This is a genomic window from Olsenella absiana (assembly GCF_036408855.1).
Taxonomy (GTDB): Bacteria; Actinomycetota; Coriobacteriia; order Coriobacteriales; family Atopobiaceae; genus Olsenella_K; species Olsenella_K absiana.
The window spans coordinates 183,990-210,202 of record NZ_JAZGJQ010000003.1 but is presented as its reverse complement, the minus strand read 5'-3'; the positions used below and the strand labels follow the sequence as shown (position 1 = coordinate 210,202).

General features: G+C 66.3%; 20 protein-coding genes and 1 pseudogene. 12 read left to right on the top strand and 9 right to left on the bottom strand.

Annotated features, from left to right (window positions below; genetic code table 11):
- Positions 1–6 precede the first annotated feature (6 nt).
- The 5 genes from aroA (at position 7) to VXJ25_RS04335 (ending at position 6,113) form a co-directional block, all read left to right on the top strand.
- The gene (gene aroA / locus VXJ25_RS04355) at positions 7–1,326 is read left to right on the top strand and encodes a 3-phosphoshikimate 1-carboxyvinyltransferase (protein ID WP_330957991.1); all 1,320 of its coding nucleotides are present in this window, start codon (positions 7–9) and stop codon (positions 1,324–1,326) included.
- Positions 1,316–2,452, top strand: a complete 1,137-nt coding sequence (aroC, locus tag VXJ25_RS04350; RefSeq protein ID WP_330957990.1) for a chorismate synthase — start codon at positions 1,316–1,318, stop codon at positions 2,450–2,452. Before aroA ends, aroC begins: the two co-directional genes overlap by 11 nt.
- Positions 2,453–2,493: 41 nt before the next feature.
- Positions 2,494–3,639, top strand: a complete 1,146-nt coding sequence (gene pheA, locus VXJ25_RS04345; protein ID WP_330957989.1) for a prephenate dehydratase — start codon at positions 2,494–2,496, stop codon at positions 3,637–3,639.
- A 2-nt stretch (positions 3,640–3,641) separates the two neighbouring features.
- Positions 3,642–4,976: a shikimate kinase gene (locus VXJ25_RS04340; protein ID WP_330957988.1), complete on the top strand. Its 1,335-nt coding sequence runs from the start codon at positions 3,642–3,644 to the stop codon at positions 4,974–4,976.
- Positions 4,977–5,135: 159 nt separating this feature from the next.
- The gene (locus VXJ25_RS04335) at positions 5,136–6,113 is read left to right on the top strand and encodes a type II 3-dehydroquinate dehydratase (RefSeq protein WP_330957987.1); all 978 of its coding nucleotides are present in this window, start codon (positions 5,136–5,138) and stop codon (positions 6,111–6,113) included.
- 25 nt (positions 6,114–6,138) lie between these two features.
- Here VXJ25_RS04335 and VXJ25_RS04330 read toward each other — a convergent pair whose 3' ends face one another.
- Positions 6,139–6,738 carry a 5-formyltetrahydrofolate cyclo-ligase gene (locus tag VXJ25_RS04330; protein WP_330957986.1) on the bottom strand — a complete coding sequence of 200 codons (600 nt, stop codon included), beginning with the start codon at positions 6,736–6,738 and terminating at the stop codon, positions 6,139–6,141.
- A gap of 151 nt (positions 6,739–6,889) precedes the next feature.
- On the opposite strand from VXJ25_RS04330, the gene VXJ25_RS04325 reads away from it, so the two are divergent.
- Both VXJ25_RS04325 and trpS read left to right on the top strand, forming a co-directional pair.
- Positions 6,890–7,657 (top strand): M48 family metallopeptidase, encoded by a 768-nt coding sequence (locus tag VXJ25_RS04325; protein WP_330957985.1) that lies wholly within the window; start codon positions 6,890–6,892, stop codon positions 7,655–7,657.
- Positions 7,658–7,719: 62 nt separating this feature from the next.
- Positions 7,720–8,772 carry a tryptophan--tRNA ligase gene (gene trpS / locus VXJ25_RS04320; protein WP_330957984.1) on the top strand — a complete coding sequence of 351 codons (1,053 nt, stop codon included), beginning with the start codon at positions 7,720–7,722 and terminating at the stop codon, positions 8,770–8,772.
- A gap of 108 nt (positions 8,773–8,880) precedes the next feature.
- Here trpS and VXJ25_RS04315 read toward each other — a convergent pair whose 3' ends face one another.
- The 8 genes and pseudogenes from VXJ25_RS04315 to argF form a co-directional block, all read right to left on the bottom strand.
- The gene (locus VXJ25_RS04315; RefSeq protein WP_330957983.1) at positions 8,881–10,089 is read right to left on the bottom strand and encodes an ATP-binding protein; all 1,209 of its coding nucleotides are present in this window, start codon (positions 10,087–10,089) and stop codon (positions 8,881–8,883) included.
- A gap of 87 nt (positions 10,090–10,176) precedes the next feature.
- On the bottom strand, positions 10,177–11,859 hold the full coding sequence (ilvD, locus tag VXJ25_RS04310; RefSeq protein ID WP_330957982.1) for a dihydroxy-acid dehydratase: 1,683 nt from the start codon (positions 11,857–11,859) through the stop codon (positions 10,177–10,179).
- 47 nt (positions 11,860–11,906) lie between these two features.
- Positions 11,907–13,103, bottom strand: coding sequence for a threonine ammonia-lyase (gene ilvA, locus VXJ25_RS04305; RefSeq protein WP_330957981.1), 1,197 nt, complete (start codon positions 13,101–13,103; stop codon positions 11,907–11,909).
- Positions 13,104–13,148: 45 nt separating this feature from the next.
- Positions 13,149–14,867, bottom strand: coding sequence for a biosynthetic-type acetolactate synthase large subunit (ilvB, locus tag VXJ25_RS04300; RefSeq protein WP_330957980.1), 1,719 nt, complete (start codon positions 14,865–14,867; stop codon positions 13,149–13,151).
- Between the two features lie 400 nt (positions 14,868–15,267).
- Positions 15,268–16,299, bottom strand: a pseudogene (ilvC, locus tag VXJ25_RS04295) (ketol-acid reductoisomerase); the annotation flags it as partial.
- Positions 16,300–16,385: 86 nt separating this feature from the next.
- Complete coding sequence (gene ilvN, locus VXJ25_RS04290; RefSeq protein WP_330957979.1) at positions 16,386–16,892, bottom strand: acetolactate synthase small subunit; 507 nt, start codon at positions 16,890–16,892, stop codon at positions 16,386–16,388.
- Positions 16,893–18,563, bottom strand: coding sequence for a biosynthetic-type acetolactate synthase large subunit (gene ilvB, locus VXJ25_RS04285; protein ID WP_330957978.1), 1,671 nt, complete (start codon positions 18,561–18,563; stop codon positions 16,893–16,895). It abuts the gene before it with no gap.
- Positions 18,564–18,573: 10 nt separating this feature from the next.
- Entirely contained in the window at positions 18,574–19,581 is a 1,008-nt protein-coding gene (gene argF / locus VXJ25_RS04280) for an ornithine carbamoyltransferase (protein WP_330957977.1), read from the bottom strand.
- Between the two features lie 296 nt (positions 19,582–19,877).
- Between argF and ppk1 the strand changes: the two genes are divergently transcribed.
- From ppk1 to VXJ25_RS04255, 5 genes are all read left to right on the top strand, one after another.
- Positions 19,878–22,586: a polyphosphate kinase 1 gene (ppk1, locus tag VXJ25_RS04275; RefSeq protein ID WP_330957976.1), complete on the top strand. Its 2,709-nt coding sequence runs from the start codon at positions 19,878–19,880 to the stop codon at positions 22,584–22,586.
- A 137-nt stretch (positions 22,587–22,723) separates the two neighbouring features.
- On the top strand, positions 22,724–24,067 hold the full coding sequence (gene rlmD, locus VXJ25_RS04270; RefSeq protein WP_330957975.1) for a 23S rRNA (uracil(1939)-C(5))-methyltransferase RlmD: 1,344 nt from the start codon (positions 22,724–22,726) through the stop codon (positions 24,065–24,067).
- A gap of 264 nt (positions 24,068–24,331) precedes the next feature.
- Positions 24,332–24,838, top strand: a complete 507-nt coding sequence (locus VXJ25_RS04265) for a hypothetical protein (protein WP_330957974.1) — start codon at positions 24,332–24,334, stop codon at positions 24,836–24,838.
- A gap of 12 nt (positions 24,839–24,850) precedes the next feature.
- A complete protein-coding gene (erm(G), locus tag VXJ25_RS04260) occupies positions 24,851–25,618 on the top strand; it encodes a 23S rRNA (adenine(2058)-N(6))-methyltransferase Erm(G) (RefSeq protein WP_330957973.1) in 768 nt (255 codons plus the stop codon).
- Between the two features lie 320 nt (positions 25,619–25,938).
- Complete coding sequence (locus VXJ25_RS04255; RefSeq protein WP_330957972.1) at positions 25,939–26,124, top strand: ferredoxin; 186 nt, start codon at positions 25,939–25,941, stop codon at positions 26,122–26,124.
- The last annotated feature ends 89 nt before the right edge of the window (positions 26,125–26,213 follow it).

Below are 26,213 nucleotides of genomic sequence, written 5' to 3'. Positions count from 1 at the left end.
AGGACCATGGATATCGTCTGTCATCCCACGCCCCTCTCAGGAGCGCTCCCCGCGATATCGTCCAAGTCGATTGCACACCGACTGCTCATCCTCGCGGCCGTCTCCTCGTGCACGACCGACGTACACTGCTCGACGACGTCCGCGGACATCGAGGCGACCGCAGGCTGCCTGCGCGCGCTCGGCGCCCGCGTGACCCGGACGCAGGTCGGTTACCGCGTCGTCCCCGTTCCGGAGGCGACTCGTCGCCCCGCGCGCCCGGTGCGCGTCGACTGCGGCGAGTCCGGGTCCACCCTGCGCTTCCTCGTCCCCGTCATCTGCGCGCTGGGCGGGCCAGTCGAGGTCGTCGGCCACGGAAGGCTCGCCGACCGGCCCCTCGAGCCGCTCCTCTCCGAGCTGCGCGCCCACGGGGCGACAATCTCGGAGGAGGGAAGCTTCCCGCTCAAGGTCTCAGGCCCGATCTCCTCCGGCCGCTTCCGCCTGCCTGGCGACGTCTCCTCGCAGTTCGTGAGTGGTCTCCTGCTCGCGGCGCCGCTGCTCAGAGGCCCCGTCGAGGTCGCCGTCACGGAGCCGGTCGAGTCCCTCCCCTACGTCAACCTCACGACGAGCGCCCTCGCCACCTTCGGCGTCGACGTGTCGGTGCGCCACGAGGAGGAGGGCGGCGAGGGCCTCACGGTCTTCTCCCTCGCGCCCACAGGCGTCCGGCCCGCCTCGCCGGGGCTCTGCGAGGTCGAGGGCGACTGGTCAAACGCCGCGTTCTGGCTCGCAGCCGGTGCGCTCTCGGACGGCGGCGTCGCCGTCACGGGGCTCGACCTCTCGAGCGCCCAGGGCGACCGTTCGATCCTCGCCGCGCTCTCCTGCTTCGGCGCGCGCGTCGCAAGGAGGGGCGGGGCGGCGCGCGTCACCAAGGACAGGCCGCGTGCCACGACCCTGGACGTCTCCGACTTCCCCGACCTCGTGCCGCCGCTCGCCGCCGTGGCGGCGCTCTGCCCCGGAACGACGCGCCTCACGCACGCCGGCAGGCTCCGCCTCAAGGAGTCCGACCGCCTCGAGACGGTGTCGGCCGCGCTCCGTGCCCTCGGCGCGGACGCGCGCGCCGTGGGGGACGACCTCGTGATTGTGGGGCGCGAGTCTCTTCTCGGCGGCGAGGTCGACGCCGCAAACGACCACCGGATCGCGATGATGGCCGCCATCGCCGCCACCCGCGCCACCGGGGACGTGACCATCCGAGGCGCGGAGTGCGTCTCAAAGTCCTACCCCGCGTTCTTCGAGGACTACGAGCTGCTCGGCGGCTCCGTCACCAGGAAGGGGGACGAACATGCCCTCTAGCTTCGGCACCACGCTCAGGGTCACCGTCTTCGGCCAGTCCCACTCGGAGGGGATCGGCTGCGTCGTGGAGGGGCTGCCGGCAGGCTTCGGCGTCGACCTCGACGCCCTCGCTGCCTTCATGGCGCGTCGCGCGCCGGGCCAGGGACCCTGGTCCACCCCGCGCAAGGAGCCCGACGCCGTCCGCGTGCTCTCGGGGCTCAACGTGCAGGGCGAGACGTGTGGTGCGCCGCTTGCCCTGGCGATCATGAACACCAACACGCGCTCGCGCGACTACGACAACCTCCTCGCGGTGCCGCGCCCAGGCCACGCCGACTTCACCGCGTGGGCGAAGTGGCACGGAAGCCAGGACGTCCCAGGTGGCGGGCACTTCTCCGGCAGGCTCACGGCCCCGCTGTGCGCGGCCGGTGGGATCGCGCTCCAGCTGCTCGAGGAGAAGGGCGTCCGCATCCGCTCCCACCTTGCGCAGGTGGGGTCCGTGCGTGACGAGCGCTTCTCGGCCCTCGACAACTCGCCGGAGTCGGCGCGCGCCTTGGCTTCGCAGATGGAACGCTTGGCCACAGCGTCACCGCTGCCGACCATAGACCCCGAGGTGGGCCGGGCGATGCTCGACGAGATCGAGTCCGCGCGACGCGACCTCGACTCGGTCGGCGGCCTCGTCGAGTGCGTCTGCTGCGGCCTCCCCGCGGGGGTGGGGTCCCCCATGTTCGACGGCATCGAGAACACCATCGCCCGGGCGGCCTTCGGCATCCCCGCCGTCAAAGGCATCGAGTTCGGGGCGGGCTTCGGCGTCGCCGCGATGCGGGGCCACGAGGACAACGACCCCTACGTGGTACGCGACGGGCGCTGCGCCCCCGCGACGAACAACGCCGGCGGCGCCCTCGGCGGGATAAGCACCGGCGCCCCCATAGTCTTCCGCATCGCCATGAAGCCGACCTCGAGCATCGCCCGCGAGCAGGACTCGGTCGACCTCACCACGATGGAGCCTGCCAAGCTCAGGGTCCACGGCAGGCACGACCCCTGCGTGGCGGTGCGCGCCGTCCCCGTGAGCGAGGCCGTGTGCGCCCTCGCCGTCCTCGACTCCTGGCTGAGCTGGCCACCGGAGGGCGAGCCCCTCTCCCTCTCCTAGGCGCCTAAACGCCCTGACCCAACACGACCGAAAGGCAACCCATGAGCGACCTCCTCGAGATACGCAACCGCATAGACGCCATAGACGGGCAGATCCTGGACCTCTTCAAGGAGCGCATGTCCTGTGCGGCGGAGGTCGCCGAGTACAAGCGCGACACTGGCAAGCCCGTCTACGACGCGGCCCGCGAGCGCGACAACATCCAGCGAGCGGCCGATCGGGCCGGGGCAGGCCTCGAGCACTATGCGGCCGTCCTCGAGTCCCTTCTCATGGAGGCCTCCCGGGACGCCCAGTACCGCAGGCTCGGGAAGAGCAGCGCGGCCGCCACGACGGTCGCCGCGGCACTCGCCTCCCAGCCCCCCTACTTCCCCGAGCGCGCCTTCGTCGCCTGCCAGGGGGTCGAGGGCGCCTACCAGCAGCTCGCCGTGGACCGCCTCTTCAAGCGCGCGAACATCGCCTACTTCGAGACCTTCGACGCGGTCTTCTCCGCCGTCGAGCGCGGGATCGTGAAGTTCGGCGTCCTTCCGATAGAGAACTCGACCGCCGGCTCCGTCAACCATGTCTTCGACCTCATGATGCAGCACGACTTCCACATCGTGAGGACCTGCCGCTTGAAGATCGACCACAACCTCCTCGCCAAGCCCGGTCAGCGCAAGGAGGACGTCCACATCATCTACAGCCACCAGCAGGCGATAAGCCAGTGCGCCGACTACATCTCGACCTTCCCCGACGTGCGCGTACACGTGACGGAGAACACGGCCATGGCCGCACGGATGGTGGCGGAGTCCGACCGCGACGACGTGGCCGCGCTCGCCTCGGCCGCCTGCGCCGACCTCTACGGGCTCGAGGTCCTCGAGCGCAGCGTCCAGGACCTGCAGAACAACTACACGCGCTTCGCCTGCATCAGCCGCGACCTCACCATCTACCCCGGGGCGGACCGCTCGACGCTCATGATCGAGACGAAGCACGAGCCTGGCGCCCTCTACAAGGTCCTGGCGCGCTTCTACGCCCTCGACATCAACCTCGTGAAGCTCGAGAGCCGCCCCATCCCCGAGCGCGAGTTCGACTTCATGTTCTACTTCGACGTGGACTGCCCCGCCGCCGCACCCGAGTTCCAGACCCTCATGAACTCGCTCTCCGACGTGTGCGAGGAGTTCCGCTACCTCGGCAGCTACACGGAGGTGCTCTAGACATGGCAGAGCAGCGCACAGAGGGAACCCCGGCTGGCGAGGGGTGCGGACGGGAGCGCCCGACGGAGGACGGGGTCGTCTTCGGCCTCCTCGGACGGACGCTCGCGCACAGCTGGTCGCCCCAGATCCACGCCGCGCTGGGCAGCGTCCCCTACGCCCTCATTGAGCGCGAGCCCGAGGAGGTGGAGGGATTCGTCCGGCACGGCTCCTGGCGGGGCCTCAACGTCACCATCCCCTACAAGAGGCGCGCCTTCGAGCTCGCGGACGAGCACACGCCGGCCGCCAGGCGCCTCGGCGTAGCAAACACCCTCGTCAGGTTGGCCGACGGCCGCATCCTCGCCGACAACACCGACCTCACCGGCTTCGCCTGGATGCTCGAGCGCTTCTGCGTGCGCGAGCTCTCGGCGCGGGACGCCCGCAGCGCCCTCGAGGGTCGCGAGGCGCTCGTCCTCGGGTCGGGAGGGGCCTCGCACGCGGTGGTCGCCGCCCTCGAGGACGCGGGGGCGCACGTATCCGTCATCTCGCGCTCGGGCGACGACACCTACGAGACCCTGGCGGAGCGCCACCCGGACGCCGCGCTCGTCTGCAACGCCACGCCGGTGGGGATGTTCCCCGGCTGCCCCGCCTCGCCCGTCCCGGAGGGCGACCTTGCCCGCCTGAGGGGCCTCGCCGGCGTCCTCGACGTCGTGTACAACCCCACGCGCACGGGCATCTGCCTTGCCGCGGAGCGCCTCGGCGTCCCCTCCGAGAGCGGCCTTGCCATGCTCGTCTCGCAGGCCTGCCGCTCGAGCGAGCGCTTCCTCGGCCGCGAGGTCGACGACGCGCTCGCGGCCGCCGTGGAGCGGGACCTTCGCGCCCAGACGCTCAACGTCGCCCTCATAGGCATGCCAGGCTCCGGGAAGACGACCTGCGGCAAGAGGCTGGCGCGCCTCCTCAAGCGACCCTTCGTCGACCTGGACGACGCCTTCGGCCTCGACCACGGCATCTCCCCCGCCGCCTGCATAACCGAGCGCGGAGAGGCTGCCTTCCGGGCGCTCGAGACCGAGACGCTCTCGCGCTATGCGTCCCGCTCGAGCCTGGTCATCGCCTGCGGTGGCGGCGTCGTGACGCGGGAGGAGAACTACGCGCTCCTGCGCCAGAACAGCACGATCGTTGCGCTCGACCGGCCGCTCGAGCAGCTCTCGAGCAGGGGCAGGCCGCTCTCGGCGAGCAGGGGCGTGGAACGGCTCGCGCGCGAGCGCATGGGGCTCTACCGCAGCTGGGCAAACCTGGTGCTCGCCTGCACGGGTTCGGCCGCGGGGGACGCCGAGGCCATCCGGGGCGCACTCGGCCTCTAGCGCGCCTTCCATACCACAACTCAGCAGGCGACAGGGCCCTCGACCGTCCACCGATGTGGGGCTCGGCTCCCCGTCACCACGGTGCGCACTCGTATAATCGTATTCGTTGGATACGATTTAGTACAGCTGCCAGTACAGCTGCCAGTACGGGTGGGTCGCGTGGATAAGGACAAGATCGCGGAGCTGGTCATCGACGCCGTGGGCGGTACCGGCAACATCAAGGCGAACGGCGTTTGCATGACCAGGCTGCGCCTCACGACGCGCGACCCCTCGAAGGTCGACGACGCCTCCCTGCTTGCCATCCCCGGGGTCCTGGGCGTTCGCCATCGCGGTGGCGCCGGCGTGGAGGTGGTCTTCGGGCCTCGCATCGTCGAGGACGTCTGGCGCGCCTTCGTGGCAAGGACGGGGATCCCCCCGAAGGACGGCAGGACCTTCTTCGCCGGCGTGGGCGGACGGGCGGCGCAGCCCGTGGTGCACAGTCCCTCCACCGCCTCAGGCGGAAGGCCCAAGGCGGTGGAGGCCCCGTCCGCTCCCGAAAGGCCGGGTGGCGACTCGTCAGCCAAGGACGTCACGGAGGCGGCCCGCACCAAGGGAGGGGTGGTGAAGGTGGATAGCCAGGAGGACATAGCGGCGCTCGTGCAGCTTCTCGACGGCTCCGCGCCTGACGCGGGCGAGACGCCACGGCCCCATGCCAAGGCTGCCCTCCTGGTCATCAACGGGCCCAACATCAACATGCTCGGCGTCCGCGAGCCCTCCATCTATGGCACGCACGACTACCACTACCTCGAGCGCCTCTGCCAGAAGGCGGCGCGCGAGGCGGGCTTCGCCACCTGCGAGGTCTTCCAGTCCAACCACGAGGGCGACATCGTCGACAAGATCCAGGAGGCTCTCGGCGCCTTCGACGGCATCGTGATCAACCCCGCGGCCTACACGCACACCTCCGTCGCGATACTCGACGCGCTGAAGGCCGTCGCGCTTCCCGCGGTCGAGGTCCACATCTCCCAGGTCGACCAGCGCGAGGGCTTCAGGCGCATCTCGTTCGTGCGTCTTGCCTGCTTCGAGACGGTGGCCGGACTCGGGCTCGAGGGCTACGCCAAGGCCATCCGCGACCTCGCGGCACACATCGGCCTCGGCTAGTCCGCGTCCCCGCTAGGGCCAGCCGCTAGAGCCTGCGGCAGCGCCAGACGCTCCCCTCCGTCACGAGGACGTCGACGGGCACGTCGTGCTCGTCGTGCGGGAGCGGGTTGCTGCTCACCTGCATCGAGCGGACCAGGCCGATCTTCTCGCCCGGGTAGAAGGCCAGGAACTCGTCGTAGTAGCCAGCACCGTAGCCCACGCGGTAGCCCTCCCCGTCGAACACGAGGCCGGGGACGAGGCAAACCGAGCCCACCATCTCGCCCGCCTCGAGGGGCTGCTCCCCCACCGGGGGCACGCGCATGCCCCGCGAGGCGAGCTCCACGCCGTCCGCCGACGCGACCTCAAAGAAGGAGAGCCTGGACGTCCTGGGCTGGAGATAGGGCAGCGCGACCCTCTTGCCCTGCGCGAGCGCCCGCTCGATGACGGGCCTGGTGTCCATCTCCTCGTGGAAGGGCACGTAGGCGAGGACGAGGCCCGCCTCGCGGTACTCGCGCACCATGCCCAGCATACGGACGACCGCACGGTCGACGCCTGCGGCCAGACCCTCGGGGAAGTTCCTACACAGCTCGAGGTAGCTCGAGCGCAGGGCCGACTTGCTCGCGTTCTCCCCATAGGAGCTTGCCATGGGTCCCCCTTCCGACTCACACTACGATACCGTATTGGAGTTGCGAAACGGGAATTGATTCGCATTGAGACCATTTTAAGATTCTACCTCGGGCGTGGGGGCAGGGGCCCGGACGCGCGAGGACCGGAGGGGAGGCACTACCCTGGAAGCCATGCGACCCGACGACTCCTACGTGCTCCGGCTCGACGGCATCAGCATCGAGGTGACCCGCAAGCGCGTCAGGAACGTCAACCTCAGGGTCCGTGCGGGCGGCGAGGTGCGCATGAGCGTGCCCCTGAGGACCTCCCGCGCAGCCGCGGAGGCCTGCGCGCGCGCTCACCTCGCGTGGATACGTGAGAGGCGCGCCGAAGCCATCGCTCGGGAGGAGCGCCTCGCCACGGACGTCTCCGCCGGCGAGCTCGTCTCCGTGTGGGGGCGGCCCCGCACGGTCCGCCTCCGCGCGGACGGGGAGACGCCGTCGTGTGCCCTCGAGGGTGCGGAGCTCGTGCTCTCGGGGCCCTCGTGGCTCCTCGGCGACGCGAGCCGGGCCGTGGGGGCACGCCGCGTCCTCGTGGCCGACCTCCTCGCTTCCGAGCTCGCGCTGAGGCTGCCCGAGGTCCTGTCGGCATGCGAGTCCGAGGTCGGGAGGTGCGCGAGCGCGGTGTCGACGAGGTGGATGAGGACCCGCTGGGGCTCCTGCACCCCCAGGACCGGTCGCATCCGCCTGAACGTGGCCCTCGCCGAGCGAAGCCCCTCCTGCCTCGTGACGGTGGTGACCCACGAGCTCTGCCACCTCGCCGAGCCGAGCCACGGCCCCGCGTTCTACTCCCTCATGGACGCCCACTGCCCCGGCTGGCGCGCGGCCCAGGCCGAGCTCGACGCCAACCCGCCGCAGATGTTCGGCCCAACCGCGAAGTCCGCCCCAGGATCGGCCGGCTAGGCTTACCATAGAAGACCGTATGCGGGCGCGCAGACCGGCGCGCCAGGAGGATGGGAGCCAACATGCCCAACGAGGGAAGCTACGAGGCGGCCCTTCGCCGCTCAGACCAGATCCAGGCCGACATCGCCGCCGGCAAGACCGAGCCCTACGTGATGCTCACGGGCGACCGCCCGACGGGCCGGCTGCACCTGGGGCACTACTTCGGCACGATCAAGGAGCGCGTGAGGCTGCAGGACGCCGGCGTGAGGACGAACATCATCATCGCCGACTATCAGGTCATCACCGACCGAGACACGACCGAGCACATCCGCGACAACGTCTACAACATGGTCATGGACTACCTCGCCTGCGGGATCGACCCCGACAAGACCATGATCTTCACGCACTCGGCGGTCCCGGCGGAGAACCAGCTCATGCTCCCCTTCCTCTCGCTCGTCTCCGAGGCCGAGCTGCAGCGCAACCCCACGGTCAAGGCCGAGATGGAGGCGTCGGGCCACTCGCTCACGGGTCTGCTCCTCACCTACCCGGTCCACCAGGCCTGCGACATCCTGTTCTGCAAGGGCAACATCGTCCCGGTCGGCCGTGACCAGCTGCCCCACATCGAGGTGACCGCCAAGATCTCCCGCCGCTTCAACGAGCGCTACGGAAGGGTCTTCCCCGAGGTCAGCGGCCTTCTGACCTCGACGCCGCTCATCCCCGGCCTCGACGGGCGCAAGATGAGCAAGTCGTACGGCAATGCCATCTCGATCTCCATGACGGCCGAGGAGACGGCCAGGCTCATCAAGAAGTCCCGGACGGACTCCGACCGCCACATCACCTTCGACCCCGAGGGGCGCCCCGGCGTCTCGGCCCTGCTCACGACCGCCGGCATCTGCACCGGCCGCGACCCGGAGGAGATTGCCGCCGAGATCGGAGACGGCGGCTCCGGCCAGCTCAAGAAGTACGTCACCCAGGCGGTGAACGACTACTTCGCGCCGATCCGCGAGCGCAGGCACCGCTTCGAGGCCGACCTCGGCTACGTGCAAGACGTCCTCCACGACGGCAACCGCCGCGCCAACGAGATAGCCGAGTCAACCCTGCAGGAGGTCCGCGAGGCCATGGGGATGGTCTACTGACACGAGCGCCTGATCGCAGGAGCACGAGGCGGGCCCAGGCACCGGACTTCCCGGCACCTGGGCCCGCCTCAGGTCGCGCGCGCTGCCGGCCCGACCGTACGCGGTCGGCTAGAGCGCGACCGAGCCTGACTCCACTGCGTCGACGAACTGCCGGGCGCCGCGGGCCGACCGGCCGCCGCGCCTGAGCGCGAACTTCTCGGCCGCGGCGTCGAGCGCCTCCGGGTCCGCCGCGAGCCCGCGCTGGGCGGCGAGGCTCCTCACGATGTCGAGGTAGGTCCTCTTGTCGGGCCGGTAGAAGCTCACGTGGATGCCGAAGCGCTCGCTCAGCGAGATGATCTCCTGCATGGTGTCGTTGCGGTGGACCTCGTCTCCCTCGCGGTCCGAGAAGCTCTCCTTCACGAGGTGGCGCCGGTTGCTCGTGGCGTACACCACGACGTTGCCCGACTTCGCCGAGACCGACCCCTCCAGGATCGCCTTGAGCGCGGCGTAGTTGTCGTCGTTGGCCGAGAAGGACAGGTCGTCGATGAAGAGGATGAACTTGAGCGGGTTGGCCGTGAGGGCGTCCAGGAGCTCGGGGATCTGGTGGAGCTGGTCCTTCCTGACCTGCAGGATGCGAAGCCCCTCGCCGGCGAGCTCGTTGACCACGGCCTTCACCGTAGAGGACTTGCCGGTCCCTGCGTCGCCCGTGAGCAGGATGTTCGCCGCAGGACGACCCGCGAGGAGCGCACGGGTGTTGTCCAGGATGACGCGCTTCTCGCGCTCGTAGTCCACCAGCTCGGAGAGGCGCACGGGATCGGGGTACTTGACCGGCTCGATCGCGCCGTCGTCATCGAGGAGGAACATGCGGTAGCGCGCGTAGATCCCGAAGCCGTAGCGACCCATGTCTTCGACCCGCGCATGGTAGGTATGCGCCAGCTCGACGCGCTCCCCCTCCTCGAAGGCGGGCAGGAACCGCTCCCCCGGAAGCCCGGAGCGCAGGTCGTCGACCGTGAGGTCCGCGACCTGCTGGAAGGTCTCGAGCTCCTCCTCGACGGCGCGCCGCATGGACGCGGGGACCTCCTCGCCCGCCGCCCTCAGGCGCGTGTAGGGGTTCTCGTCGTCACAGACGGCCTCGCGCACGTACCCCGAGAGGCCCGCAGAGCCGCCCCGCTCCACGAGCGCCGCGACGAAGGTGGCGTACGTGGACACGCCCGGATCCCTGACGAGGTCTCCCAGCGAGGAGATCACAGGGTCATGGAGCAGGTCGCGGAAGACCACGAGGGCGTCCAGGCGCATAGCGAGCTCGCGCATGGCCTCCCCCTTGCTGAACTCCGACATTTCCCTTCCTTCCCGGGCCGAAACCCCTAGGAGACGCGCGGGGCGCAGCAGCACCCCGCGCGTCCGGAAAGCCCTCTGGCGCGTCCCCTAGTTCAGGACCGCTCCCTTGGCACCGCTCGAGACGAGCTCTGCGTAGCGCCTGAGGTAGCCCGTGAGCTCCTTCTTCTTCGGAGTGAACTCGCTCATGCGGCGCTCGTACTCCTCCTCGGGAATCTTGAGCTCGATCCTGCAGTTGGGGATGTCGATCGAGATGGTGTCGCCCTCCCGCACGATGCCGATCGGCCCTCCCGAGGCGGCCTCGGGCGACACATGGCCGACGCAGGCGCCGCGGGTCGCTCCCGAGAAGCGCCCGTCCGTGATGAGCGCCACGGAAGTCCCGAGGCCGCGCCCCATGATCGCCGAGGTCGGGGTGAGCATCTCGCGCATGCCGGGACCGCCCTTGGGGCCCTCGTAGCGGATGACCACGACGTCGCCGGGGTTGATTTGGTCGGCGTCGATCGCGGCCTGGGCCTCCTCCTCGCTCTCGAAGACGCGCGCGGGGCCCTCGTGGACGAGCATCTCGGGGGCCACGGCGGAGCGCTTCACGACCGAGCCCTCAGGCGCCAGGTTGCCGCGCAGCACGGCGATGCCGCCCGTCGGCGAGAAGGGGTTGTCGGGGGTGCGGATGACCTCGGGGTTCCTGTTGCGGGCCGACGCGATGTTCTCGCCCACGGTCCTGCCCGTCACGGTCATGCAGTCGCGGTCTATGAGCCCGAGCTTGTCAAGCTCCGCCATGACCGCGGGGATGCCGCCCGCCTCGTCGAGGTCCTCCATGTAGGTGGGGCCGGCCGGTGCGAGGTGACAGAGGTTGGGGGTTCGCTCGCTCATCGCGTTGGCGTCGGAGAGGTCGATCTCTATGCCGCACTCGTGCGCGATGGCAGGCAGGTGCAGCATCGTGTTGGTCGAGCATCCGAGCGCCATGTCCACGGTCAGCGCGTTCCTGAAGGCCTCGCGGGTCATGATGTCTCGGGCCGTGACGTGGCGCCTGAGCATCTCCATGACGGCCATGCCGGCGTGCTTGGCGAGCTGGATGCGCCTGGAGTAGACGGCTGGGATGGTGCCGTTGCCGGGAAGCCCCATGCCGATGACCTCGGTCAGGCAGTTCATGGAGTTGGCGGTGTACATGCCGGAGCACGAGCCGCAGCTCGGGCAGGCCTTGCACTCGAACTCGTGGAGCTTCTCCTCACCGATCCTGCCGGCGCTGTAGGCGCCCATCGCCTCGAACATCGACGAGAGGCTCGTCTTGTGGCCGTCGATATGTCCGGCGAGCATGGGGCCACCGGAGACGAAGGTGCACGGCAGGTCGAGGCGGGCGGCGGCCATGAGCAGGCCGGGCACGTTCTTGTCGCAGTTGGGGATCATGACGAGCGCGTCGAAGCCGTGCGCGCGGGCCATGCACTCCGTCGAGTCCGCGATCAGGTCGCGCGTGACGAGGGAGTACTTCATCCCCGTGTGACCCATCGCGATGCCGTCGCAGACGGCGATGGCCGGGAACACCACGGGCATGCCGCCGGCCTCGGCGACGCCCATCTTCACGGCCTCCGTGATCTTGTCGATGTTCATGTGCCCCGGCACGACCTCGTTGAAGGAGCTCACGATGCCGACAAGCGGCCTCTCGACCTCCTCCTCAGTCCAGCCGAGGGCGTTGAACAGGGAGCGGTGGGCGGCGTTCGCCGCGCCGAACTTGATGGCGTCGCTCGTGACGCCCGCGCGCTCAGGGTCCTTCTCCATGGGTTCCTCCTTCTGGGCGCCGCCCCGAGGCGGCTCCGACGATTGCGTCAGTTGGCGAGCGAGAAGCCCGCGTCTTGCAGGTGCTCCCTGATCTCCTCGATCTGCTGCGCGTCGCGGGTCTCCATGCCCACGCGCAGGATGCAGCTCGAGATGGGCAGGTCGGGGTCGCTCAGGTCGTAGTCGACCGAGACCACGTTGGCGCCGAGCTCAGCGATGATGCGGCTGACCTGCTCGAGCTGGCCGGGCTTGTCCGTCAGCCTGAGCGAGAGCGTGACCTTGCGCCCGCTCATGGCCAGGCCGCGGTTGATTACCCGCGACAGGATGTTGACGTCGATGTTGCCGCCGGAGACCACGCATACGACGCGCTTGCCCGCGAGCGGCAGGTGGCCGAACATGCAGGCCGCGACCGGGGTCGCACCCGCGCCCTCCGCCACGAGCTTCTGGCGCTCCATGAGCGCCAGGATGGCCGCGGCGATCTCGTCGTCCGAGACGGTCACGATGTCGTCGACGTACTTCTCCACCATCTCGAAGTTCAAGGTCCCGGGGACCTTGACCTGGATGCCGTCAGCGAACGTCACCGCCGAGTCCGAGGAGGCCCACCTCCCCTCGTGGAAGGCGTCCGCGAAGGCCGAGGCCCCCTCGGCCTGCACGCCGTAGACCTTGCACTCCGGGCGCAGGCTCTTGATGGCGAGCGCCACGCCCGAGATGAGCCCGCCGCCCCCCACCGGGACGACGACCGCGTCCACCCCATCCAGCTGGTCTAGGATCTCTAGGCCGATGGTGCCCTGGCCCGCGATCACGTCCTCGTCGTCGTAGGGGTGGATGAACGTCGCGCCCGTCTCGTCCTGCAGGCGCACTGCCTCGTCGTGGGCATCGTCGTAGGTGCCCTTGACGAGACGCACCTCGGCGCCGAGCCGGCGCGTGTTCTCGACCTTCATGATGGGCGCGCCGTCGGGCATGCACACCACGCTCTTGACGCCCAGGTGGGTCGCGGCGAGGGCGACGCCCTGGGCGTGGTTGCCCGCGCTGCAGGCGATGATCCCGTGCGCGAGCTCCTCCTTGCTCAGCCGGTTGATCTTGTAGTACGCTCCGCGGATCTTGAACGAGCCCGTCACCTGCAGGTTCTCCGTCTTCAGGTGCAGGTCCATGCCGTCGACCAGGTTGGGCGCCGCGATGAGGTCGGTCTTGCGCGCGACCCCGCGCAGCGCATAGGCCGCGTTGTACACCTTGTCCAAAGAGAGCATCCTCGCTGTTCCTTTCTCGGGAAGCCGCCGTTTCTAGGGTCCGGATCAGACCGCCAGGAAGTTGGTGATGTGCTGGCCGCCGGGCACCATGGGGCGCACCATCTCGTCTCGGTCGAGCACCACGTCGATCACATAGCCGTGCCCGCAGTCGAGGGCCTCCCGCAGCGCGTCCTCGAAGTCCGCCACGGTCGAGACGCGCCTGCCGTCCAGTCCGTAGGCGCGTGCGAGGTCCGGCCACGAGGGCGGGCGGTCCAGGTTCGTCTGCGAGTAGTGCCCGTTGTAGATCAGCGTCTGCCACTGGTGCACCATGCCCAGCACCTCGTTGTCGTAGATGATGGTGATGATGGGCAGCTTGTAGTGCTCCTCGGTTGCGAGCTCGATGCAGTTCATGCGGAACGAGCCGTCGCCCGTGACGTGGATCACGCGCTTGGTGGGGTTGCCCACCTGCGCGCCGATGGCCGCGCCGAGGCCGAAGCCCATGGTCCCGAAGCCGCCCGAGGTGATCAGCTGGCCGGGGTAGTCGTAGTGGAAGTGCTGGATGGCCCACATCTGGTGCTGGCCGACGTCGGTCGAGACGATGGTGTCCTGCGGGCACAGGCGCGCGACCACGCTGTCGACCTGCTTGGGCGTGAGGTGACCCTCCTCCTCGTCGTAGACCGTCTCCGTCGGGTAGGAGAAGACGAACTCCTTCCAATCGGAGTGGTCGAGCTGCCCCTCGGGCTCGAGCCTCTGGAGCAGGAGCTGGAGCACCTGGCGCACGTCGCCCAGGATCGCCTGCTCGCAGTGGACGTTCTTTCCGACCTCCCTCGGGTCGATGTCGATCTGCACGACCTTCGCCTTCGCGGCGAAGGTGTCGGGCTGGAGCGCGATGCGGTCGGAGAACCTGCAGCCGAGCGCAAGCAGCAGGTCGCAGTTGTCCACGGCCATGTTCGAGGCCTGGGACCCGTGCATGCCGATCATACCGGTGGTCAGCGGGTCGCGGCCCCTGAACCCGCCGCCGCCCATCACCGTGATGGCCACGGGCGCGTCGATGAGGTTCGCGAAGCGGTTGAGCTCGCCGTTGGCCCTGCTGCGCACCACGCCGCCGCCGCAGATGATCATCGGGCGCTTCGAGGAGAGCACGAGCCTCGCCACCTCGTCCACCGCCCCCTCGTCGACAACGGGCGGCTCGAGCGAGGCGCGCAGCCCCTCGGGCAGGAGGCCCGGCTCGAGGCGCGCGAGGTGCTCGGAGAGGTGGACGGGCGCGTAGGACGTCATGGTCTGGGTGACGTCCTTGGTGATGTCCAGGAACACCGGGCCCGGGCGCCCCGAGCGCGCGACCAGGAACGCGGCGCGCACGACGTCGGCGAGCTCGGCCACGTCCGTCACCTGGTGGGTCCACTTCGTGATGGGGCGCATGACCGCGGTGCTGTCCACCTCCTGGAAGGAGTTCTTGCCGAGGAGTTGGGAGGTGACGTTGCAGCTGATCGCGACGATGGGCGAGCTGTCCGCCATGGCGGTCGCGATACCGGTGGTGAGGTTCGTGGCGCCGGGGCCGGAGGTCGCGAAGCACACGCCCACGCGGCCCGTCGAGCGCGCGTAGCCGTCCGCCGCATGCGCCGCTCCCTGCTCGTGGCTCACGAGGTAGTGGCTGATGCCGCTCGTCTGGTAGAGGGCGTCATAGACGTCCAGGATCGTCCCGCCAGGATAGCCGAAGACCGTGTCCACGCCCTGCTCCTTGAGGCACTCCAGAAGGATCTGGGCTCCCGTCAGCTGCAGCTCCATAGAATCGCTCCCCCCTGCTCCCAACCGCGGACGGCGCGGCTGATGCCTAATAAAAAGAGTCCCCGCCTGCGGCGAAGACCCATACGTTGCAACCCCTTCGGAGAAGGACGTTGCAACTAGCTCTCAATTAGAATCTCGACGGAGGGGACAGGTGCGGATGCCCCAGCTATGGTCCCTGCCATCTCTCCTCCTTCGAGGTCCCTTGCTGCTAACGATGCAAGATGTTCCCACACCGGCCGGCCCGGCCCGCCAGCCCGGCCCCTGTCGTAACAAAGTGGTTGCAATGGGAGTTCACGCGCAGACGCGTCCCCAGACGACAGAGGCCGCCGGCAGACGGAAAGGCGGCCCCTCCCATGTGGAGGAGCCGCCCAAGGCGCGCCCTTCTCGGTAAGGCTCGAGCCTAGTTGTTGAGGAGCTTGTCCTCGTCGTTCCAGGAGTAGAGCGCACGGATCTTCTTGCCGGTCTGCTCCATCAGGCTCTCGGCCTGCTGGCGACGCATGGCCTTGAAGTGGACCTGGTGCGTCTCGTCGGACATGTCGAGCAGGAACTCCTTGGCGAACTCGCCGTTCTGGATGCGCTTGAGGTTGTGGCGCATGCCCTCCTTGGCGGCCTCGGTGATGACGTTGGGGCCAGCGGTGTAGTCGCCGTACTCAGCGGTGTTGGAGATGGAGGAGCGCATGCCCGCGAAGCCGCTCTCGTAGATGAGGTCGACAATCAGCTTCATCTCGTGGATGCACTCGAAGTAGGCGTTACGCGGGTCGTAGCCAGCCTCGACCAGCGTGTTGAAGCCCGCCTCCATGAGGTCGGTAACGCCGCCGCAGAGCACGTTCTGCTCGCCGAAGAGGTCGGTCTCGGTCTCGGTCTTGAAGTCGGTCTCGAGAAGGGCCGCGCGGGCTCCGCCGAGGGCGGCGCCATAGGCGAGCGCAAGGTCGAAGGCGTCGCCGGTGGCGTCCTGGTGGGCGCAGACGAGGCACGGGGTGCCCTTGCCCTCGAGGTAGGTCGAGCGCACGGTGTGGCCGGGAGCCTTGGGGGCGACCATGATGACGTTGCAGTCCGGACGGACCTCGATGCAGCCGTAGTGGATGTTGAAGCCGTGGGCAAAGGCGATGGTCTTGCCGGGCGTCAGGTTCGGCTCGATGTCCTTCTTGTACATGGCGGCCTGGTACTCATCGTTGATGAGGATCATGATGATGTCGGCCCACTTGGCGGCCTCGGCGTTGGAGACGACCTCGATGCCCTGCTTTCGGGCCTTCTCGGCGGACTTGGAGCCCTCGCGCAGGCCGACCTTGACCTCGACGCCGGAGTCCCTCAGGTTGAGGGCGTGCGCGTGGCCCTGCGAGCCGTAGCCGATGATGGCGACGTGCTTGCCGTCCAGCTTGCTGATGTCGCAGTCCTGTTCGTGGTACATCTTGAAGGCCATCTTGCGAATCTCCTTTCGGAAGGTGTGGCACCGCGGGTTTCGCGGTCACCGTATGGTATGCGCAGCTCGCCGATGGAGCCGCCGATGAAACACGCCTCTTACAGCTTGGTAACCTTGCGCATTACCGTAGCGCCGCGCTCGAGCGACACCACGCCGGTACGGCAGATCTCGAGGATTCGGTAGTCGCGCATGAGGTCGATGAAGGCGTCGATCTTCGGCGTGTCGCCCGTCACCTGGATGACGACCGCGTCGCGCGTGTAGTCGAGGATCTTGGCGTCGAAGGCGTCCACGAGGTCGAGCACGGCATGGCGGTCCGCCGCGTCGTAGTCCATCTTGATCAGCATGAGCTCGCTCGAGACGGACGCGCCCTTCTCGAACTCCTTCACCCCGACGATGTCGGGCAGCTTGTGCAGCTGGCTGACCAGCTGGCGCTTGGCCTGGTCCTCGCCGTCGAAGATCACGGTGATGCGCGAGAAGCGCGGCGACTCGGTCTCGCTCACGGTGAGGCAGCTGATGTTGAACATGCGGCGCCTGAACATGCTCGTGACGCGGTTGAGCACGCCGAACTCGTTCTTGACGAGGATGGCGAGGGTGTATCTCTGCATCTACTCATCCCCCCTCGTGATGAGGTTGTCGAGGGTGCCGCCGGGCAGCATCATGGGCAGCACGAGCTCGTCCTTGTCGATGGGACACTCCACCAGGTAGGGGCCCTCGGCGGCGAGGGCGCGCCCGAGCGCGCGCCCCAGCTCCTCCACGGAGGAGACGCGCTCTGCCTCGGCGCCGAAGCCCCGGGCGACGGCGACGAAGTCCGTCCTCCGGTCGAGGTCGGTGTTGGAGTAGCGCCCGTCGCAGATGAAGCGCTGCTGCTGGCGGACCATGCCGAGCACCCCGTTGTTGAGCAGCAGGATGGTGACGGGCACCCGGTTGGTCACGGCCGTGGCGAGCTCGGTCATGCACATGCCGAAGCCTCCGTCGCCGATCACGAGGACCACGCGGTCGTGCGTGCCGAGCGAGGCGCCGATGGCCGCTCCCAGCCCGAACCCCATCGTGCCGAGCCCGCCGCTCGTGATGAAGGAGCGCGGGCGCCTGAAGGTCAGCATCTGGCTCGCCCACATCTGGTGCTGGCCGACGTCGGTCACCACGGGGACGTCGGGCGTGAGGCGACGGTCGAGCTCGCGCATGACGTTGGCGGGCGTGAGGCCCTCCCGCGCGTCCTCGCAGGCGCGCTCCTCCTCCCTGAGCGAGGCTATGGTCGCGTCCCAGTCTGGGTGGGTCGTCTCCTCGAGGAGCGGGATGAGGCGGTCGAGCGTGAGCGCGAGGTCGCCCTTGAGGTCGTAGGTGTCCGGGATGTTCTTGGAGAGCTCCGACTCGTCGATGTCGATGTGGACGATGCGCGTTCCCTGGGCGAAGCTGTGACGGTCGCCCGTCGAGCGGTCGTTGAAGCGGACGCCGAGGGCGATGATGCAGTCCGCTGCCGCCATCGCCTTCGTGGCGGCGTAGTGGCCGTGCATGCCCTCCATGCCGAGGAGCCGCGGGTTGTCGGAGCTTATGGCAGAGACGCCCATGAGCGAGGTGGCGATGGGCGCGTCGATGACGTCCGCGAGACGCGCGACCTGCTCCTCGGCGCCCGACGCGATCGTGCCGCCGCCGCAGTAGACGTAGGGGCGGCTCGACTTGTTGATGCACATCGCGACCTCCGGCAGGAGGTCGCCCTCGTAGGGGGCCACCGGGTCGGGCTCGACGGGGGCCTCCAGGGGCTCGAAGTCGCACGTGGCGCGCTGGGCGTCCTTCGCGATGTCGACGAGCACGGGCCCGGGCCGGCCGGAGCGCGCGAGGCGGAAGGCCTCGCGCAGGGTCGGGGCGATGTCGCGGACGTCTCCGATGAAGTAGTTGTGCTTGGTCACGGGCAGCGTGATGCCCGTGATGTCGATCTCCTGGAAGGAGTCTGTGCCGATCTGCGACCACGGCACGTTGCCGGTGATGGCGACCAGGGGCGTCGAGTCGAGGAAGGAGGTCGCGATGCCCGTGACGAGGTTGGTCGCGCCGGGCCCGGAGGTCGCGATGCACACGCCGGGCCTGCCCGTTGCGCGCGCGTAGCCGTCGGCCGCATGGGCGGCCCCCTGCTCGTGCGCCACCAGGACGTGCCTCAGCTCGTCGGAGTACTTGTAGAGCGAGTCGTAGATGTCGATGACCGTCCCGCCCGGGTAGCCGAAGACGACGTCCACGCCCTGCTCCACCAGGGTCCTCACGACGATGTCTGATCCGCTCAGCTTCACGTTCCCCTCCCTACTCCTCGGGGTTCTTGAGCGTCGCGTACATGACGGCCTTGATGGTGTGCATGCGGTTCTCCGCCTCGTCGAACACGTGGCTGCGCTCGCTCCGGAAGACCTCGTCGGAGACCTCCATCTCCCGCACGCCGAACCTCTCGGCTATCTGGGCGCCCACGGTGGTCTTGGTGTCGTGGAAGCTCGGCAGGCAGTGCAGGAAGATGGCGTCGGGGCGCGCCTGCGCCATCACGTCCGCGGTGACGCGATAGGGCTCGAGGAGGGAGATGCGCTCCTCCCAGAGCTCGGCCGGCTCACCCATCGAGACCCAGATGTCCGTGTAGAGCACGCTCGCGTCGCGGGCGCCCTCCTCCACGTCCTCCGTGAGGGTGATCGTGGAGCCGCTACCCTCGGCTATGGCCCGGCAGGTGGCGACGAGCTCGTCGTCCGGCATCTGCCTCTTTGGCCCGCAGGCGCAGAAGTCGATGCCGAGCTTGGCGCAGACCACCATGAGCGAGTTGCCCACGTTGTTTCCGGCGTCACCGAAGAACGTGAGCTTGCGCCCCTTGAGGTCGCGGCCGAAGACCTCGCGGGCGGTCAGGACGTCGGCGAGCATCTGGGTCGGGTGGAACTCGGTGGTGAGGCCGTTCCAGACGGGCACGCCGGCGTTGGCGGCGAGCTCCTCCACGACCTCCTGGCCGAACCCGCGGTACTCGATGCCGTCGTACATTCGGCCCATGACCTTTGCGGTGTCCTCCACGGACTCCTTTGTGCCCAGCTGCGACGAGCCCGGACCGATGTAGACGGCGCCCATCCCCAGGTCGTGCGCGGCCACCTCGAAGGAGCTGCGCGTCCGCGTGGACGTCTTCTCGAAGATGAGCGCGACGTTCCTCCCCTCGAGCAGGCGGTGCGGCGTCCTGGCCTTCTTGAGACGCTTGAACTCCGCGGAGAGGTCGAGGAGGTACTCTATCTCCTCCGGCGTGAAGTCGAGCAGCTTGAGGAAGCTGCGGCCAGAGAGGTTGACGGTCATCTGGGGCTCCTTTCGGCGGTCGTGTTTCGGTGCCGTGAAGCTGCCATTCTATGCCCGGCGGAGCCCGCGGACGCCCAGAACGCCGTTCTGGTCAAGAGCACGTAACGAGCGGAGCTCCACTCGACGGACGGGAGGGCGGGTGCTTACGGAAGTCTTATCAAAGTGCAGTTCTCCATTACCTATAGTTTGAGTCACGTGTCCCCCGCCCGAGCGTCCGGGGACACCTCACGCGAAGCGAAGCGGCAACAGTCCCCGAGGGCCGGCCCCCAAAGGGGCGAGCAGAGTCAGGAGCGCATATGAGCAAGAAGAGCGACAAGCCCGACCAGCAGGACGCCACCTTGCGCGACGCCGGCGACGACCAGCCCGCCGCCGCGGACCACGGCTCCGGGCGCGACTTCTCCTACACGCAGAACCGCGAGGTGAGCTGGCTCAACTTCGACGACCGCATCCTGGACGAGGCCCTCGACCCCACCGTCCCCCTCTTCGAGCGGCTCAAGTTCGTCGAGATCTTCGGCTCGAACCTCGACGAGTGGTTCATGATCCGCGTCGGCGGCCTGTCCGACCTCGCCCGGCTCAAGCACCAGCCGCGCGACAACAAGTCCGACCAGACCCCCTCGGAGCAGCTCGAGACGGTCTTCTCGATCCTGCCAGGCCTGCTCGAGCGCCAGGCCTCCGCCTGGGAGAAGGTCACCTCCGAGCTCTCGGCCAACGGCCTCTCCTACGTCGCGCCCGGAGACTACCTCGAGGACGACGTCGAGGCCGTCGAGAGCTACTACGCGAGCTTCGTCGCGCCCATCAACTCGCCCCTGATCATCGACCCGCGCCACCCCTTCCCCAACCTGCGCAACTCCTACCAGTACGTCGCCTGCACCCTCGACGGCGCCGACGAGCGCGGCGTGCTCGGCATCGTCGAGGTGCCGCCCTCGCTGCCGCGCGTGGTCGAGCTGCCCTCCACCACCAAACTCTACCGCTACACCCTGCTCGAGGACGTAATCGCCTACAAGCTCTCCGACTGCTTCGGCGGCTACGTGCCGCGCAACCACGCGGTCATCCGCGTCACGCGAAACGCCGACATCGACCCCGACGGCGAGGGCGTCGAGGAGGAGGAGGACTACCGCCTCCACATGAAGAAGGTACTCAAGAAGCGCCAGCGCCTCCAGCCGATCCGCCTCGAGATCCGCGGCGAGCTCGACCGCAAGCTCGAGGCCTCCATCATCCGCGAGCTGGGGCTCACCAAGGAGCGCGTCTCGAGGGTCCGCATCCCGCTCGACCTAGGCTTTATCTACGGACTCGAGGGCAAGATCCCCGACGAGGTGCACAGCAGGCTCGTCTACGAGCCGTTCGTCCCGCAGATCTCGCCCATGGTCGACATGGCGAGGCCCCTGCGGCCCCAGGTCGAGGACCACGACGTCCTTCTCTTCTACCCCTACGAGTCGATGGACCCGCTGCTCGAGCTCCTGCGCCAGGCCGCCAACGACGACGACTGCATCTCCATCAAGATCACCCTCTACCGCGTGGCCAAGCAGTCGCGCCTCTGCGAGAGCCTCATCTCGGCGGTCGAGAACGGCAAGGACGTCACCGTCCTCATGGAGCTGCGCGCCCGCTTCGACGAGGCGAACAACATCGCCTGGGCGGAGCGCCTCGAGAACGCGGGCTGCACGGTCATCTACGGCCAGGAGGGATACAAGGTACACTCCAAGATCTGCCAGATCACCTACCACAACGGCGGCAGCATAAAGCGGATCACCTGCCTGGGCACCGGCAACTTCAACGAGAAGACCGCCAAGCTCTACTCGGACTTCATGCTGCTCACCGCCCACGAGGGCATCGCCGAGGACGGCAACTCCTTCTTCCGCAACCTCGGCGTCGGCAACCTGCGCGGCACCTACAAGTACCTCGGCGTCGCCCCCGTCGGCCTGAAGCCCCTCGTCCTCAGGGGCCTCAACAGGGAGATCCGCCACGCGCGCGAGGGCCTGCCCGCGCAGGTCTTCATGAAGATGAACTCGCTCACCGACCGCGACGTCATCGACAAGATCGCCGAGGCCTGCCAGGCGGGCGTCCACGTGATCATGATCGTGCGCGGCATCTGCTGCATCAAGGCGGACGTCCCCGGCAAGACCGAGGGGCTCGTCGTGAGGGAGATAGCCGGCCGCTTCCTCGAGCACGCCCGCGTCTACGCCTTCGGCGTCGACGTCGACACCGTCTACCTCTCGTCCGCCGACATGATGACCCGCAACACCGAGCGTCGCGTCGAGATCGCCTACCCGGTGCTCGACAGGACCTGCCGCGAGCTCGTGATCCAGTACATGAACTTCCAGCTCGCCGACAACGTGAAGGCGCGCCAGCTCACGAGCGAGGGCACCTGGAGGAAGCTCGACGCCGAGCCCGGCGAGCCGAGGGTCGTCTGCCAGGAGGCGCTGATGCAGCTCGCGTACCTGCGCGCCCGCAAGTCCGACGTGAGCATCCTCACGCCCTCCGGCACCATCACCCCCAAGCTCTCGCGCAGCGTCACGGACCGCCTCCTGTCGCTGCCCGGCATCGGCACCTACGACGACGACCACGACGCCCCCGTCTCGACCCTCCCGAAGGCGCCCTTCCCCGACGTCCGCGGGTGGACGGAGGAGATGCCTCGCGCAGACGCCGAGAACCTTCCGGGAACGCCCGCGCCCGAGGCGCAGCCCCTCACTCCGACCAGCGACGACACGCGCTCTACGGAAGGCTCCAAGATTGAGCCTCAAGCTGAGGTCGAGGGTATGGAGCCCGCCGAGAAGAACCCTCAACCCAAAGTCGAGCCTCCCTCCCTGGACGGCACCACGACCGGGCGTGTGGCGTCGGGGGTGGCACCGGACCTCGACGGAGCCGAGGCGGGCCGCGAGGCCGCCCCTGCTGGCACCGGCGCAGGCGTCGGGCCCGAGGCGCCCGAGGGCGCGAGTCGCACGACGACGGCGCTGCACCTCATCGGCATGGGCCTTAAGATGCTGTTCGGTGGGGGTCGCAAGGACTAGCGACAGGCAGGGCGAGACCGGGCGGTGGAGCACCCGCCTCCCCCGCCCGTCCCCGCTACGTCTATACTCAAGTGACTGGCAGTGTTTGACGACGAGGCCAGAGGGACGCCCTCTGGCCTCGCTCCTTAGGGGGAAGCATGGGTGTTACCGGAGGAAAGGCCCTGAGGCTGAGGGTCGAGCGGATGGCCTACGGCGCGGACGCCATCGCGCGTACCGACGACGGCGAGACCGTCTTCGTGAGCGGGGGCGTCCCGGGCGACCTCGTCGACGCACGCGTCACGCAGGACGCGGGGACCTTCCTCAGGGCCAGGGTGGAGAGCGTGCTCGAGCCCTCGCCCGACCGGGTGCGCCCGGCCTGCCCGCTCGCGGGCGCCTGCGGCGGCTGCCCTTGGGCGAGCCTCTCCCGCCCCCTGCAGCTCTCCTCGAAGCGCGCGTCCGTCGTGGACTCCCTCGTCCGGATCGGGCGCTTCGACCCCGACGAGGCGGAGGGCCTCGTCGCTCCCTGCGAGGCCCCCTCGGCGCCCTGGGGCTACCGCAACAAGATAGAGCTCGCGTTCGCGCGCAACGGGAGGCGCTCCATCATAGGCATGCACGGGACGGACGGCACGAGCGTCGTCAAGGTCCCCAAGTGCCCGCTGCTCTCCGGCAAGAACCAGGCCCTCGTCAAGTCGGTCTCCGGCGCCCTCACCTACCTCGCCAACTCCGACCGGCTGAGCTTCGAGCGCATCGGCCTCAGGGTCTCCGAGCGCACCGGCGACGTCGAGGTCGCGTTGTGGACGAGGCCGGAGGCCTTCCCCCGCGCCCGCGCCGCCAAGATAGTGGGCGACGCCGTCAAGGCGACCTCCGTCGTGCGCGTCATGACCAAGGGCGCGAGCAAGGCGCGCAAGATCGCGGGCCTCGAGGTTCTCTCGGGCAAGGGGCACTGGAAGGAGTGGATCGGCGGCGAGACCATGCGCGTCTCGGCCCCCTCGTTCTTCCAGGTCAACACCACCGGGGCCGAGCGGCTTCAGGAGCTCGTCCTCGAAGGGCTGAGCCCCACTCCCGACGACGAGGCCATGGACCTCTACTGTGGGGCGGGCACCTTCACGCTGCCGCTCGCCAGGCGCTGCGGCTACGTCTCCGCCGTCGAGTCGTACGGCCCCGCCGTCCGCGACCTCAGGCGCAACCTCGAGCGGGCGGGCATCGGCAACGCCGACCCCATCGGCGGCGACGCCGGCCTCGAGTTCCCGGACACCGACGCGGACGTGATTGTCGTCGACCCGCCGCGGGCGGGGCTCGCGGCCGACGTCGTGCAGAAGCTCTCGGCGCAGCCCGCGCGCGCAATCGCATACGTCAGCTGCGACCCGGCCACGCTCGCGCGCGACCTCGCGCGGTTCCGCGCCGAGGGAGCCTTTCGGCCCCTCTCCGTCACGCCCGTCGACCTCTTTCCCCAGACCTTCCATGTGGAGACGGTCTGTTTGCTGTCAAGAAAAGATAAATAAGAGCCAAAAAGTGGCGTATTTCCGGGCTTTTTGCGAGGTGAGCATCATCAGAGGAGCCTTGCGAAAAGCTCGGTTTTCTTATATGGAAACATATCCATTAAGCAAATTTTCAGAGGGCCGGAAAATGAGTGGTAGGGTTTACGCTGTGGATTAGATGTCATAGGTTGTGGCAGTGATATAGATAACAAGACTGACCGCAGTTCAAGCCACTCGATACTAAGGGGCAGACTTGGCAGTGGAATAGATAACAGGAGGTGTCAGGACATGGATGACAGAAATCACGATGAAATTGTATCGGAACAAAATGAAAAATTAAGAATACAGAGAAATTATTATAGAAGACTCCATGTCGATGACCTTTGCATTCTTAATGCAGAGGAGTACTACGAGAGTCTTAAAGATTGGAGTAAGTTTAAAGAACCAAGAGATACGAGCAAACGTGATGCTGAGAAGGATTCAAAGGTAACATTCTGGTTGAAATGTAAATCAATCTTCTCCGATAAGGCAAAAAGAGAATTAGAAGAGAAACGCAAAGAAGCGAAGGTGTTGCAGCAAGAATATGAGCAGTATCATCAAAAAAGAGTTAACAGAATGCGTGCTCAATTTGAGGAACAACAGAGGAAGAATCATGAGTCAGTGGATGAAATGAAATCCATGTATGCTAAAGGTGATAAAAAGCAAATTATCAACTTCTTTAATGCAGTTTTAGTTAACGATGATTTTACGCTTGATATTTTATATAGGAAGGAAAGATATTTCACAAACGATTAAGGAGAGGTTATAATGAACAAAGTAAATATAAAAGATAGTCAAAATTTTATTACTTCAAAATATCACATAGAAAAAATAATGAATTGCATAAGTTTAGATGAAAAAGATAACATCTTTGAAATAGGTGCAGGGAAAGGTCATTTTACTGCTGAATTGGTAAAGAGATGTAATTTTGTTACGGCGATAGAAATTGATTCTAAATTATGTGAGGTAACTCGTAATAAGCTCTTAAATTATCCTAACTATCAAATAGTAAATGATGATATACTGAAATTTACATTTCCTAGCCACAATCCATATAAAATATTTGGCAACATACCTTACAACATAAGCACAAATATAATTCGAAAAATTGTTTTTGAAAGTTCAGCCACAATAAGTTATTTAATAGTGGAATATGGTTTTGCTAAAAGGTTATTAGATACAAACAGATCACTAGCATTGCTGTTAATGGCAGAGGTAGATATTTCTATATTAGCAAAAATTCCTAGGTATTATTTCCATCCAAAACCTAAAGTGGATAGCGCATTAATTGTATTAAAAAGAAAGCCAGCAAAAATGGCATTTAAAGAGAGAAAAAAATATGAAACTTTTGTAATGAAATGGGTTAACAAAGAGTATGAAAAACTGTTTACAAAAAATCAATTTAATAAAGCTTTAAAACATGCGAGAATATATGATATAAACAATATTAGTTTCGAACAATTTGTATCGCTATTTAATAGTTATAAATATTTAACGGCTAAAAACAATAGGCCCCATGCAACTGTAAATGTTTAGTTATAGGTAGGGTAGCATAAGTTAAAATGCTATTCTGCCTTTTAAAAGTATGGTATACATTCCAGAGAGAGATTGGATATGTTCCCGTATACCGATAGTGCCAAAAGCGAAGTGGATATGTTTCCGAGAACGGACGTACTCAAATGACATTCATTCTGTCCTCTCCAGCCACGTCGAGACGGTGACCCTGCTCGAGCGGGCCTAGAGACGACGCCAGGGGCCTCACTTTTGTGACTTTAGGGCTAGCGCATCCGGACGCGAAAGAGTAAAAAGATAGAGGAACTTGGGCAAGGGCCCAAGAGTTAGTGAGAGGAATGAACATGAAGGCAACTGTTTCCGAGGATTGCATCGGCTGCGGTCTCTGCGAGTCCACCTGCCCCGAGGTCTTCGCCATCGGCGACTCCGGCATCGCCGAGCCCATCGTCGACGAGGTTCCCGCCGACGCCGAGGACACGGCCCAGGAGGCCGCCGACAACTGCCCCGTCTCCGCCATCACCGTGGAGTAGCGCGAGCGCAGCAAAGGCAGGGGCAGCCCGGAGGGACTCCGGGCGAACCCAGGCGAACGCGAGGCGCCCCGTCACCGAGACGGGGCGCC